Genomic DNA, 11,609 nt, shown 5'->3' with positions numbered 1-11,609 from the left:
GTGCTGTGGTTGTCTTTCCGGGTCGCCGCGTTCAGCCGCGGCCCAGCGTGTAGAACTCGTCGTTAGGACGCATGCCCGTCACGTTCGCCAGGCGGTTGGACAGGGCGAAGAAGGCGGAGATGGCGGCGATGTCCCAGATGTCGTCCTCGGTGAAGCCCTGCTCCTGCAGCGCCGCGAAGTCCGCGTCCTCCACGCTTTCGGCTTGCTTTGAGACCTTGAGCGCGAAGTCGAGCATGGCGCGCTGGCGCGGCGTGATGTCCGCCTTGCGATAGTTGATCGCCACCTGGTCGGCGATCAGCGGGTTCTTCATGCGGATGCGCAGGATCGCGCCGTGGGCGATGACGCAGTACTGGCACTGGTTGGCCGCACTGGTCGCCACCACGATCATCTCCCGCTCGGCCTTGGTGATATTGCCCGGCCGCTCCATCAGGGCGTCGTGGTAGGCGAAGAAGGCGCGGAACTCGTCCGGCCGGTGCGCGAGCACCAGGAAGACGTTGGGCACGAAGCCCGACTTCTCCTGCACCGCCAGGATGCGCTCGGCGATATCCTCGGGCAGGTCGGCCATACGGGGAACGGGAAAACGGCTGATCGGTTGTTCGCTCATTGCGGTGCCCTCTCGCTGAATCTCTAACCCTGCGCCACGGCCTGGCGCAAGCTACGGTCATAGTAGTCGGTGGGGTCTGGTGCCGGACCGTCATAGGCTTCGATCTGCACCATGCAGGTGTGGGCCGCGCAGCCCTGGCCGAAGCTGGAGGTGGGCACGTCCGGCGTGAGGACGTTGGGATTGCCGGAGAGCTCGAGGCGACCGTCCTGGGAGTAGGTGAGCCAGGAGCCGGTGGGCAGCACCACCACGCCCGGTGTGACCGCGTCGGTCAGGCTGGCGGTGGCGAGGCAGCTGCCACGCTCGTTCCAGACGCGCACCGTCGCGCCGTCGGCGATGGCGAGCTTCTCGGCATCGGCCGGGTTGAGGCGTAGCTGCTCGCGGCCGTTGCGCTTTTCTGCCAGGCTGGTCGGTCCCTGGTGCAGCTGGCTGTGCAGGCGCCCCGTGGGCTGGTTGGACAGCAGGTGGAAGCCCGCGCGTTTGCCGTCGAGCCACTCCTGCGGCGGCAGCCAGGCCGGATGCGCCAGGCAATCCTCGTAACAGCGTTCCGCCAGAAGCTGGCTGCCGAGCACGATGCGCCCGCTTTCCGTGGTGAGGGGACTGGCGTCCGGGTCCGCGCGGAAGGCCTCCAAATAGGTGTGATTCTCCTTCGTGGGCACCGGCACGTAGCCCGCTTCCCAGAAGCCGTCGAAGTCCGGCATCGCGTGGCCAAAACGCTCCTGACTGTTGTGCCGGACCTTCTCGTACATGTGGCGCAACCAGCCCATCTCGTCGCGGCCTTCGGTGAAGTCCTCCAGCACGCCCAGCTCCTTGGCCAGGCCGCAGAAGATGTCGAAGTCGTTGCGGGCCTCGCCCAGGGGCTCCACCGCCTTCTGCATGGCGATGATCAGGTCGCAGCGGCGATTGCCTGCGATGTCGTTGCGCTCCAGCGAGGTGGTGGCCGGCAGGACGATGTCGGCACGCAACGCCGCTGCCGTCCAGCAGGGGTCCTGCACCACGATGGTCTCCGGCCGCGCCCAGGCGCGCTCCAGGCGGTTCAGGTCCTGATGGTGGTGGTAGGGATTGCCGCCGGCCCAGTAGACCATGCGGGTCTCCGGGTAGCGGTAGGTCTTGCCCTCGTAGTCGAAGGCGCCGCCGGGATTGAGCAGCAGGTCGGTGATCCGTGCCACGGGGATGAAAGCCCGGTTCGGCTTGGTCAGCTGCGGCAGCGACGGGGAGCGGGAAAGCGGGATGGCGGCGCCCATGCCGCCCAGCGAGCCGTAGCCATAGCCCACGCCGCCGCCGGGAAGGCCGATCTGTCCGATCACCGAGGCCAGGCCCAGCGCGGCCCAGTAGGGCTGCTCGCCATGCTGGGCGCGTTGCAGGCTCCAACTCACGGTGATCATGCTGCGCGTGGCGGGCAGCTGCGCCGCCAGATCGCGGATGGCCTGGGCATCCAGGCCGGTGAGCGTCGCGGCCCACTCAGCGGTCTTCTCCACGCCATCGCTGTGCCCGGCGAGGTAGTCGAGGAAGAGGTCCGCTCCGCTGGTGTAGCGCTCCAGGAAGGTCAGATCGTGGTTGCCGGCGCGGCGGATCTCCTGCGCCAGGGCCAGCATCAGCGCCGTGTCGCTGTTGGGGCGGATCGGCCACCACTCGGCGCCGACCCACTCCGGCAGATCATCCTTCACCGGAGAGATGTGGACCACTCGCACGCCGCGCTCGGCGATGCGCTTCAGGTTCTCTTCCAGGGTGTGGGCGCCGATGCCGCCGGCCTCGTTCTGCGCGGTCCTGGGCGCCAGAGCGCCGAAGACGAGCAGTGTCTGCGTGTGTTCGGCGATGGCGTCAAAGGTTGAGGCCTTGCCGACGCAGGCCTCGTCGCTGCCCAGCGTATGCCGCAGGATCGCGGGGCCGGCGGCGATGCTGTAGGTGTCCACATGGCCGGTGTAGCCGCCCACCAGATTGAGCATGCGCTTCAACTGCGAGGGGGCATGGTGAAAGCGCCCGCAGCTCGTCCAGCCGTAGGAGCCGGCGAAGATGGCGTCGTTGCCGTGGTCCTGGCGCACCCGGTCGATCTCCGAGGCCACGAGCCGAAAGGCCTCCTCCCAGGACAGCGGCACGAAACGCTCCTGCCCGCGACCGCTGCCGTCGGTGGGACGGCCGGCGCGCTTGGCCTCGAGCCAGCTCTCCCGCGCCATGGGCTGGGCGATGCGCCGCGCCGGATCGACCCAGTCGGTGATCGAGCCGATGATGGGGGAGGGGGCCGGATCCTCGGGGATCGGCTCGGTGCCGACGATCCTGCCGTCCTGCACCAGGACGCGATAGGCGCCCCAGTGGCTGGCGTGTTGTACGGCCTTCACGTCACTCATGGCACATGCTTCCTCTGATCGGCTGCAAAGCCGATACGGTTCATCTTGTGTCTGTCGTCAGTCACCGCCGGTCGTGGTGATCTCTGCGGCCAGTTCGGCGGCGAAGCCGGGGTAGGTCTCGGCCAGTTCATCCAGTACGCGTCCGCGCAGCAGGGCGAGGGTCTCGGGCGTGGGCGCTTGCGTTAGCGGCGGCTGCGGCTCGTGCGCGAAGCTGAAGCCGGTTGCCGCGCGGATCTCTTCCAGGCTGTGGCCCGGATGCACCGAGCGCAGCGTGAAGCCGGGGCGGCTGGACTCGAAGTCGAACAGCCCCAGGCCGGTCAGCAGCGCGCTGGGCCCGCCCGGGCGGTAGACGCCCTCGGGCGAGGCGCCGGGGGCGGAAATGAAATCCACCTTCTCCACAAAGATGCGCGGGCTGTGCTCCTCCCGGAAGAGGATGACGCGCGGCACCACGAAGTAGAGGTAGGAGGAGCCGAAGGATCCGGGCCAGCGCACCTTACCGTTGGGATAATCACCCACGCCCACAAGATTGACGTTGCCCTGGCCGTCGATCTGCCCGCCGCTCAAAAAGAAGGCGTCGATCCGCCCCTGACCGGCGCAGTCGAAGAGCTCGACCGAACCGTTGGTGAAGAAGTTGTGCGCCACCGAGCCGAGGATGGACAGGCGGACCGGCGGTGTTGCTTCCTCTTCGGCCAGCGCGCGGCGCAGCATGGCGCCGGCCGCCGGGATCGGCGAGGCCGCACCGACGGCCACATGCCGCACGCCGCGCAGCAGTTCGGCGATGGTGGCAATCATGATCTCGCGCTTGGAGGCCTCGGTCATGGCGCGCCGCCCCTGATGCCGGCGGCTTCCGCTTGAGCCTCTTCCAGCCAGGCCGCGAAGCCTTCGGGGGTGCGGGCCTCGGCGGCATAGCGCTTGAGCGCCGGCAGGTCGCCGCCATAGACGCCCCATAACCCATAGGGCCTGGCACCCTGCGGCACCTCTATCACCTGGTCGACATAGAGCGCGGGCAGCGTCCCGGCGGCGGTTTCTTCCGTGGCGAAGAGGTCGTCCACCAACCGCTCGACCGTGACCAGGGAGCGCCGGGCGGCATAGGCCATGGTCGCCAGCTCGCGCCTGCGTCCGATCCAAACATTTCCCTGCCGGTCGCCCAGCGGGCAGTGAAAGAGCGCGAGGTCCGGGCGGATGGCCGGTATGAGCACCACCGGGTCCGGCGCGTCGGAAAAGGGATTGTCGATCACGCGCCAGTCGTTGCGCTGGGCCAGCACGTCGGTGCCGAGCAGGCCGCGCATCGCCGTGAAGGGGGCGCCGCGCTGTGCGGCCTGCAGGCCGGCATGGATGGCCGGGCAGGTGGCATCGCGGATCACGATGCTGCCTTCGCGCACCGCCCGGTTGAAGCAGGGTGCACCGCCGGCCTCGCCCAGGGTCATGGCGCTGGTCTCGATCGAGCGCACGCGCCCGGCGCCGATCAGGATGTCGGCCTGCAATCCGCCGGTCGGCACGCAGACCAGGTCGAAGTCCTTGGTCCCGCTTGCCAAGAGCGGCCAGGTCAGCGCCATTGAGACCCCGGCATAGTCCACCGGCAGGGCCAGGCTCATGCCGGACTGGAAGAAGGTGGCCGCTTGGGCCAGTTGGTCGCGTGTGGACGGGGGTGGCCGGGACAAGAGGTGTCGTGTTCCTGATCGCATGCGGCTCGAGCCTGCATCGCGGGCCCAGCCTAGGAGCCGGGGAACGCTAGGACCGGCTCCGGGGGCTGTCAACGCACCGCCCGACGCAAGGCCGCGGCACTCTCGCGTCTAAGGTCCGGATTGCGCCCTGGGCTGCCCTTCGCCACGCAGGCGCAACTTGTACTTTGCGCAGTCTTCTGCATAGTGCGAAGCCCGGAAAGGGAGGTCGCCGACCGGCCTGCACTCGACACAGAAATTCCCCGAAAGGGAGTCCTTCATGCGCTTTGAGCTACTGTCATCCGTTCGTCCCCTCTGTCATGCCGTCGTGCTGGCGACCGGTCTGGCCATCGGCTTTGCCGGTGCTGCCGCCGCACAGCAGGAAGGCATGGGCGAAGACCCTGTGGTTGCCACGGTCAACGGCAGCGAAATTCGCTACTCCGACGTGATCCGCTCGGCCCAGGACCTGCCGGCCCAGTATCAGCAGAACCTGATGCAGGTCTTCCCGGCGTTGGTGCAGCGCCTGGTGGACATGCGCCTGATGGAGCAACAGGGCCGCGAAGACGGCCTGGAGGAGAACGAGCGCGTGCAGGCCCGCGTGGCCCAGGCCGAGAGCGAGGCCATCAGCCAGATCTGGCTGCAGCAGCGCCTGGAATCGGCCATGACCGAAGAAGCGCTCGACGAGGCCTATGAGGCCTGGGTGGCGGAGAACCCGCCGCAAGATGAGGTCAAGGCACGCCACATCCTGGTCGAGGAGGAAGAGCAGGCCCGCGACCTGATCGCGCAGCTTGAAGAGGGCGCCGATTTCTCAGCGTTGGCGGAGGAGCACTCCACGGACCCCAGCGCCGAGGGGCGTGGCGGCGACCTTGGCTACTTCACCCGCGACCGCATGGTGGCGCCCTTCGCCGATGCCGCCTTCGATATGGAGCCGGGCAGCCATAGCACCGAGCCGGTGGAAACGCAGTTTGGCTGGCACGTGATCCTGGTAGAGGATCGCCGCGAGGCCGAGCAACCCTCGCGCGATCAGGTGCGCGGCGAGCTGCAGGAAATGATCGCGACCGCAGCCATTGAGGAAATCCGCACGCAACTGCGCGAGGATGCCGAGATCGAGATCCAGGACTTCAGCGGCGGCGCCGCTCAGCCAGAAGCCATGCAGCCGGAAGAGCAGCCCGAAGAAGAGTAACCCGGGCTTCAGCCCCGATGAGGCCCTCCGGGCCGGCAGCGAGACCGTAAGGATCCCTTCAGCGATGCTTTCCAAATCTCCTCTGGCGCCGGAGGGCTTTCCGGTCCTCCCGGCCATTCCCGGTGTCGAGCTGGCAACCGCTGCCACTGGCATCCGCTATCGTGGGCGCGATGATGTTCTGCTAATGCGCTTTGCCGAGGGCACGGCGGTGGCCGGAGTGCTCACCCGCTCCCTGACCGCCGGGGCGCCGGTGGTCTGGTGCCGCGAGGCACTGGCCGGGGGTAGCGCGCGCGCCGTCCTGGTGAACGCCGGCAATGCCAACGCCTTCACCGGCAGCAAGGGCATGGAGTCGGTGCGGCGCACGGTGAAGGCCAGTGCCGATCAGATCGGCTGCCGGGAAAGTGAAGTCTTCATCGCCTCGACCGGCGTTATCGGCGAGGTGCTGCCCGACGAGAAGATCACCGCGCACCTGGGCGACCTGGCGCAACGTCTGGCGCCGCATGGCTGGGAGGCGGCGGCGCGGGCGATCATGACCACCGACACCTTCCACAAGGGCGCCAGCCGCAAGGCGCGCATCGACGGCGTCGAGGTCACGCTGAACGGCATCGCCAAGGGCTCCGGCATGATCGCGCCGGACATGGCCACCATGCTGGCCTTCGTTGCCACCGACGCGGCCCTGCCGCCGGCGGTGCTGCAGCGCCTGCTGACCCGGGCCAACGACCGCTCCTTCAATTCGATCACGGTGGATGGCGACACCTCCACCAGCGACACCCTGTTGCTGGCCGCCACCAGCGCGGCAGGCAACGCGGCAGTGGAGGATGCAGCCGACCCGCGGCTGCGGGACTTCTATCGCGCGCTGGAATCGCTGCTGATCGATCTGGCGCAGCAGGTGGTGCGCGACGGGGAGGGCGCCCAGAAGTTCGTGACCATCGAGGTCAGGGGCGCTGCCAGTGCGCGCGCGGCGCGGCGTATCGGCCTGTCGATCGCGAACTCGCCCCTGGTCAAGACCGCGATCGCCGGCGAGGATGCCAACTGGGGCCGGGTGGTCATGGCCGTGGGCAAGGCCGGCGAGAAGGCCGACCGCGACCGCCTCTCGGTGGCCATCGGCGGCGTGACCATCGCCGAGCAGGGCCAGCCGGTCGAGGGCTATGACGAGGCCCCGGTGGCAGAGCACATGCGTGGCCGCGACATCCTGATCCAGGTCGACATCGGCATTGGCCGCGGCAAGGCCCGGGTCTGGACCTGCGATCTGACCCACGGCTACATCGACATCAACGCCGACTATCGGAGCTGAGCGTGACCGGGCAGGTGGGTCCGCAAGACGTGGCCGAGACCGAAGCGCCCCAAGGCTGCTGGGAGGCCGGCACTCGGGCCGCGGCCGAAGGCAAGCCGCTCCTGCTGGTGGCGGCCGCGGCCCTGGTGGACGCAGACGGCCGGGTGCTGATCGCCCGCCGCCCGGAAGGCAAGCCGCTCGCCGGACTCTGGGAGTTTCCCGGTGGCAAGGTGGTCCCCGGCGAGACGCCGGAGCAGGCTCTGGTGCGAGAGCTTCATGAGGAACTGGGGCTGGACACGCGGGCGAGCTGCCTGGCCCCTATCGCCTTCGCCAGCCACGCCTACGCGGATTTCCATCTGCTGATGCCGCTCTTCGCCTGCCGGGTCTGGCAGGGCAATCCCACGGCCCAGGAGGGGCAAGAACTCGCCTGGGTCAAGCCGGTGCGGCTTGCCGACTACCCCATGCCCCCGGCCGACGAGCCGCTGGTGGCGCTGCTGCGCGACCTTCTTTAAGGCAGCGCAGCCTCGTTTGCCGGCCCTCACAGTTCCGGCGCGGGCAGGCCCTTGGCGCGGCAGGCGGCGGTTAGGGTGTTGGCCAGCAGGCAGGCGATGGTCATGGGGCCCACGCCGCCGGGCACCGGGGTGATGGCGCCGGCCACCTTGACGGCCTCCTCGAAGGCCACGTCGCCCACCAGGCGGTTCTTGCCGTCAGCGCCTTCGATGCGGTTGATGCCCACGTCGATCACCGTTGCGCCCGGCGCGATCCAGTCGCCGCGCACCATTTCCGGCCGGCCGACCGCCGCCACGAGAATGTCGGCCCGGCGGCACTCCGCGGGCAGGTCTTTGGTGCGGCTGTGGGCGATGGTGACGGTGCAGTTGGCGCCCAGGAGCAGCTGCGCCATGGGCTTGCCGACGATGTTGGAGCGGCCCAGCACCACCGCGTGCTTGCCGGAGAGGTCGCCCAGGCGGTCCTTGAGCAGCATCAGGCAGCCCAGCGGCGTGCAGGGCACCAGGGCGTCCTGACCCGTGGCCAGGCGGCCGGCGTTGATGACGTGGAAACCGTCCACGTCCTTGGCCGGATCGATGGTGTCGAGCACCGCGGCCGAATCGATCTGCTTGGGCAGGGGAAGCTGCACCAGGATGCCGTGGACGCTCGGGTCCTCGTTGAGCTGTTTCACCAGGGCGAGCAGCTCCTCCTGGCTGGTGGTGTCGGGCAGGCGGTGCTCGAAGGAGGCCATGCCGGCCTCCTTGGTCTGCTTGGCCTTGTTGCGCACATAGACCTGGCTCGCCGGATCCTCGCCCACCAGCACCACGGCCAGGCCCGGCGTCAGGCCGTGCTCGGCGTTCAGCTTCGCCACCGCGGCGCCCACGCGCTCGCGCAGTCCGGCCGCAAAGGCTTTGCCGTCGATAATCTTCTCGGCGATTTTCTCGGCCTGTGCGCTGTCACTCATGCCTGCATCCTCTGTGCTTTGTGTCGGGTCGGCTGCGACCCTGCCTGTTGGTCGCCATCATGCAGCGGGAGACAAATGCGGCCTGCCGGAAAGCGTCGACTTTGCTCCCGCATCCGACTCACCCGGTCGACGGGTAGCGTGCCGCCAGCATCTCTTGCAGCTCTGTGCCGCAATCGCGCAGCAGCAGGGTCTTGTTGCGCGCCTTCTGTCCCGCGATCAGTTCCAGATCGCTCTTGCGCAGCTTCCACTCCTTGGCCAGCAGGGCGATCAGCGCGGCATTGGCTTTGCCGCTTTCCGGCGCCGCCGTGACCTTGACCTTCAGCACCGCGCGGCCGTCGGCCAGACGCTCAACTCCTTCGATGCCAAGACTGCGTGCGCCGGGCTGCAGCCGGACCGAGAGGCGCAGACCCTCCGGTGTCTGCTGCCAGGCGGTCATCGCAGCAGGGCGGGCGCCACGTCGTAGAGCAGCAGGTTGCGCAGGAAGATCAGCAGCAGGATCAGGATCATCGGCGAGATGTCGATGCCGCCGAGGTTGGGCATGATGCGCCGAATCGGCCGCAGGGCCGGCTCGGTGATCCGGTTGAGGAAGTCCCCGACCAGGTAGACGAGGCGGTTGCTCGTGTTCACCACATTGAAGGCCACCAGCCAGCTGAGCACTGCCCAGATGATCAGCAGCCAGATGTAGATGTTGATCACGGTGTCGATCAGGTAGAAAAGAGCAACCATCGGGCTTCGGCTCCATGGCAGGGACGATGCGGGGGCAGGGACAATACGGCGCACAACCTAAAGACCCGCCCGCCGCCCCGCAAGCCGGGCGAGAGCGCGGCGCTCCGATAGGGTGCGAACCCCTGCGCAGCGCCGGCAGAACGAGCGATCCCGGAGGCCTATGACGGACGCGCTGGCCGCTTGCAAAAGGCTCCGGCAACGCGCTTGACAAGCCCCGCCCGCCCGAACACTATCCGCCCGCCTCGCAAGGGCGCTCCCAGGCGCTCCGGCAAGGCTTCCCAAGGTCGGGGCCGTAGCTCAGTTGGGAGAGCGCAGCAATCGCACTGCTGAGGTCAGGGGTTCGACTCCCCTCGGCTCCACCAAATTCCCCACATAAAAAGGCTCTTCCCCATTATCGGGGGATGGGCATTCATCAGACCCGATTGATGACGCCGTTCCAGCCGCAGAGGGCAAGGACCCTCATACGGTAGTTCTGGAAGTTCCTGAAGCCGAGAGCGCGGCGCGAGATCATCTCCATCTTGGTATGAAATCCCTCGGTGATGCCGTTGGATTTGGAAAAGCGCCACATCCGGACAATGGGCTCGAGCCAAGAGCGTAGTGTCTCGGCCAGAGCCTTGGCCGGGCTGTTGGCAAACTGCTCGAGCAGGGCCAGGAAGCGCGGCAAAAGCTTGCGGGCGCGGTTGGACCGGCCCAGCACCTTCAGCACCGTTATGAACGAGCGCGTCATGTAAGACTCCCGGGTCTTCAACGTGATTCTTGATCAAATGCCGAAGGACAAGGTCGAGGAGGCTTACAACTATCGCCTGGCCGCCCTGGCGGTCGAGCCCGGCACCCACGCCATCGATCAGGTCGGATGGCACATGACCGACCAGCTCATCCTGCCCGACAACGAAACCCTCGAACACTGCTGCGATGCTTGGAGCAAGCTCATCGACCAGCCTTGGTGCATCATGTCGCTCGGTTGGGGCCAATGGGTACATCAGTAGTGATCAATGGCCATTGGTGCTATTCTTCTTTTGTAGTCGTTGATCGACAACACTTGAAGCTTGGGGGCCTAGGGGGATGGCATTGTTCGACTGGCTATTCGGAAAATCGAAGGCGCGGAAAGACAAGGCGCTAACTGCCAGAGCTGGCTGGGCAGTTTCGGAGAACGGCAATCCGATGCTAATAGAAGGCTCAACCCGCATCACCGTCTTTCAGCAAGACCGTGGGTGGAAGTATTGCATATCCGATATTGAAGATCGGGAGGAGCCGTACTTTTCCGAGGCATACTCCGACAAGCGAGAAGCGCAGGAGGAAGCGCTCGCACGCCTTCGTGGAGAACCAGCGCGACATCCGCCGCACTCCGCATCATACGTCGAGAATCGACGTGAACGTTGGGAAGCGCAGATTCGCGATCGCGCACAGCTGATCGAGGAGATACAGCGATATCTTTCAGAGAATTCCGATCTAAGCATCACGGCTCTCCGGAAGCCGGAGGCTAAGGTCACCAGTCACCTAAACCAGCTTGAATGGCAGATTGCCGAATATCGCCGTGCAGGTGTTTCGGTTGACCTCATCACAATAGCTGAAAAGCAGAAGCCGGCGCTCACGAGACTTGCGAAAGAAATTTCGTCCAGAATTGATGCTAAATTGGCGCAGCGACCGCCCCGGAAAGCTCTGGTATCGGACAGCCAATTGTCATCCGATCTTGCCAGAAAGGTCGACGAACTCATCCGCCTGTTCGCCGACAAACCAGTCATGGACGAAAACGAGCGGGAGCTTCTGTATCGGCAAACCACACGCGCCACCACGGCGAAGATGCTCGATGAAGGGATTACCTATGGTCAGGCGTCAGGAGCACCAGAATTTTTGAACCAAGATGAAGAATCCTTTCGAATTTTCATGAAACAGGCTGACCAAGATCTTGGATGGCAGTGCGATACCGTGACCGATTCCTTCAATCGGTATTTGGAAACTGGCGAGATTCCGGCGCCACACTATCCGATGAGGATTGCCATTCTCCTGCGCAAGGCCAAAGATTTTGATCGAGAGAAGCGGTTTCTAGAAGTCTGGTGCAAGCACTTCCCGTCAGGGAATGGAGCCACCTATACTCGGTTAGTTGAAAGAGCGAAAAAATCAGGCGCAATTCCGTTAAAAACGCATGTCTAAATCCACCTGAAAAGCCGCTGGCCTCGTATTGGTGGCGCTCTGGACGCACGGACAAGCCCGCGCAACGCCAGTTGAGGATGAAAACCGAGAGTCAGATGAGGACCTCTAACAACCGGGTTTGATGTTCTGAAGCAGCCAAGCCGCGCCGTGCTTCAGTATTGCGCTCGCCTTACCCTGCAGCCTCGGCGGGGCTATGGAGGTCGGCGGTCCTCTCTGTCG

The 11,609-nt window shown here is 66.1% G+C and carries 13 protein-coding genes and 1 tRNA gene; 6 read left to right on the top strand and 8 right to left on the bottom strand.

Features of this window, described 5'->3' with window-relative positions:
- Window positions 1–31: 31 nt before the first annotated feature.
- The 4 genes from P2G67_RS10505 to P2G67_RS10490 are packed head-to-tail and all read right to left on the bottom strand — an operon-like array spanning window position 32 to window position 4,607.
- Window positions 32–604 carry a peroxidase-related enzyme gene (locus P2G67_RS10505; RefSeq protein WP_275822813.1) on the bottom strand — a complete coding sequence of 191 codons (573 nt, stop codon included), beginning with the start codon at window positions 602–604 and terminating at the stop codon, window positions 32–34.
- A gap of 23 nt (window positions 605–627) precedes the next feature.
- On the bottom strand, window positions 628–2,946 hold the full coding sequence (locus P2G67_RS10500) for a molybdopterin-dependent oxidoreductase (protein ID WP_275822812.1): 2,319 nt from the start codon (window positions 2,944–2,946) through the stop codon (window positions 628–630).
- Between the two features lie 57 nt (window positions 2,947–3,003).
- Window positions 3,004–3,765: a CoA transferase gene (locus tag P2G67_RS10495; protein ID WP_275822810.1), complete on the bottom strand. Its 762-nt coding sequence runs from the start codon at window positions 3,763–3,765 to the stop codon at window positions 3,004–3,006.
- The gene (locus tag P2G67_RS10490; protein WP_275822808.1) at window positions 3,762–4,607 is read right to left on the bottom strand and encodes a CoA transferase subunit A; all 846 of its coding nucleotides are present in this window, start codon (window positions 4,605–4,607) and stop codon (window positions 3,762–3,764) included. The genes P2G67_RS10495 and P2G67_RS10490 overlap by 4 nt, the downstream gene beginning before the upstream one ends.
- A 280-nt stretch (window positions 4,608–4,887) precedes the next feature.
- Between P2G67_RS10490 and P2G67_RS10485 the strand changes: the two genes are divergently transcribed.
- From P2G67_RS10485 to P2G67_RS10475, 3 genes are all read left to right on the top strand, one after another.
- Window positions 4,888–5,790 carry a peptidylprolyl isomerase gene (locus P2G67_RS10485; RefSeq protein WP_275822806.1) on the top strand — a complete coding sequence of 301 codons (903 nt, stop codon included), beginning with the start codon at window positions 4,888–4,890 and terminating at the stop codon, window positions 5,788–5,790.
- A 64-nt stretch (window positions 5,791–5,854) separates the two neighbouring features.
- On the top strand, window positions 5,855–7,084 hold the full coding sequence (argJ, locus tag P2G67_RS10480) for a bifunctional glutamate N-acetyltransferase/amino-acid acetyltransferase ArgJ (RefSeq protein WP_275822804.1): 1,230 nt from the start codon (window positions 5,855–5,857) through the stop codon (window positions 7,082–7,084).
- A 101-nt stretch (window positions 7,085–7,185) separates the two neighbouring features.
- Complete coding sequence (locus tag P2G67_RS10475) at window positions 7,186–7,575, top strand: (deoxy)nucleoside triphosphate pyrophosphohydrolase (protein ID WP_275823337.1); 390 nt, start codon at window positions 7,186–7,188, stop codon at window positions 7,573–7,575.
- A 26-nt stretch (window positions 7,576–7,601) separates the two neighbouring features.
- Here the strand turns inward: P2G67_RS10475 and folD are convergent, their stop codons facing one another.
- From folD to P2G67_RS10460, 3 genes are all read right to left on the bottom strand, one after another.
- Window positions 7,602–8,513: a bifunctional methylenetetrahydrofolate dehydrogenase/methenyltetrahydrofolate cyclohydrolase FolD gene (gene folD / locus P2G67_RS10470; RefSeq protein WP_275822802.1), complete on the bottom strand. Its 912-nt coding sequence runs from the start codon at window positions 8,511–8,513 to the stop codon at window positions 7,602–7,604.
- 118 nt (window positions 8,514–8,631) lie between these two features.
- Window positions 8,632–8,949, bottom strand: coding sequence for a DUF167 domain-containing protein (locus P2G67_RS10465; protein ID WP_275822800.1), 318 nt, complete (start codon window positions 8,947–8,949; stop codon window positions 8,632–8,634).
- Window positions 8,946–9,239: a YggT family protein gene (locus P2G67_RS10460; RefSeq protein WP_275822798.1), complete on the bottom strand. Its 294-nt coding sequence runs from the start codon at window positions 9,237–9,239 to the stop codon at window positions 8,946–8,948. Before P2G67_RS10460 ends, P2G67_RS10465 begins: the two co-directional genes overlap by 4 nt.
- A 286-nt stretch (window positions 9,240–9,525) precedes the next feature.
- Between P2G67_RS10460 and P2G67_RS10455 the strand changes: the two genes are divergently transcribed.
- A tRNA-Ala gene (locus P2G67_RS10455) sits at window positions 9,526–9,601 on the top strand.
- Window positions 9,602–9,651: 50 nt separating this feature from the next.
- Here the strand turns inward: P2G67_RS10455 and P2G67_RS10450 are convergent.
- Window positions 9,652–9,966 (bottom strand): transposase, encoded by a 315-nt coding sequence (locus P2G67_RS10450; protein ID WP_275822796.1) that lies wholly within the window; start codon window positions 9,964–9,966, stop codon window positions 9,652–9,654.
- Between the two features lie 37 nt (window positions 9,967–10,003).
- Here P2G67_RS10450 and P2G67_RS10445 point away from each other — a divergent pair, with 37 nt between their 5' ends.
- Window positions 10,004–10,225 carry a hypothetical protein gene (locus tag P2G67_RS10445; protein WP_437124257.1) on the top strand — a complete coding sequence of 74 codons (222 nt, stop codon included), beginning with the start codon at window positions 10,004–10,006 and terminating at the stop codon, window positions 10,223–10,225.
- Window positions 10,226–10,301: 76 nt separating this feature from the next.
- Window positions 10,302–11,390 (top strand): hypothetical protein, encoded by a 1,089-nt coding sequence (locus P2G67_RS10440; RefSeq protein ID WP_275822794.1) that lies wholly within the window; start codon window positions 10,302–10,304, stop codon window positions 11,388–11,390.
- The last annotated feature ends 219 nt before the right edge of the window (window positions 11,391–11,609 follow it).

Source organism: Aquibaculum arenosum, from assembly GCF_029222965.1.
Lineage (GTDB): Bacteria > Pseudomonadota > Alphaproteobacteria > Kiloniellales > DSM-21159 > Aquibaculum > Aquibaculum arenosum.
This window is presented reverse-complemented; position numbering and strand designations above follow the sequence as displayed.

Bases quoted from the DNA above. Each gene is read 5' to 3' on its own strand.
- P2G67_RS10460 (WP_275822798.1), bottom strand. From the start codon at position 9,239: ATGGTTGCTCTTTTCTACCTGATCGACACCGTGATCAACATCTACATC.
- folD (WP_275822802.1), bottom strand. From the start codon at position 8,513: ATGAGTGACAGCGCACAGGCCGAGAAAATCGCCGAGAAGATTATCGAC.
- P2G67_RS10505 (WP_275822813.1), bottom strand. From the start codon at position 604: ATGAGCGAACAACCGATCAGCCGTTTTCCCGTTCCCCGTATGGCCGAC.
- P2G67_RS10465 (WP_275822800.1), bottom strand. From the start codon at position 8,949: ATGACCGCCTGGCAGCAGACACCGGAGGGTCTGCGCCTCTCGGTCCGG.
- P2G67_RS10485 (WP_275822806.1), top strand. From the start codon at position 4,888: ATGCGCTTTGAGCTACTGTCATCCGTTCGTCCCCTCTGTCATGCCGTC.
- P2G67_RS10495 (WP_275822810.1), bottom strand. From the start codon at position 3,765: ATGACCGAGGCCTCCAAGCGCGAGATCATGATTGCCACCATCGCCGAA.
- argJ (WP_275822804.1), top strand. From the start codon at position 5,855: ATGCTTTCCAAATCTCCTCTGGCGCCGGAGGGCTTTCCGGTCCTCCCG.
- P2G67_RS10445 (WP_437124257.1), top strand. From the start codon at position 10,004: ATGCCGAAGGACAAGGTCGAGGAGGCTTACAACTATCGCCTGGCCGCC.
- P2G67_RS10500 (WP_275822812.1), bottom strand. From the start codon at position 2,946: ATGAGTGACGTGAAGGCCGTACAACACGCCAGCCACTGGGGCGCCTAT.
- P2G67_RS10440 (WP_275822794.1), top strand. From the start codon at position 10,302: ATGGCATTGTTCGACTGGCTATTCGGAAAATCGAAGGCGCGGAAAGAC.
- P2G67_RS10450 (WP_275822796.1), bottom strand. From the start codon at position 9,966: ATGACGCGCTCGTTCATAACGGTGCTGAAGGTGCTGGGCCGGTCCAAC.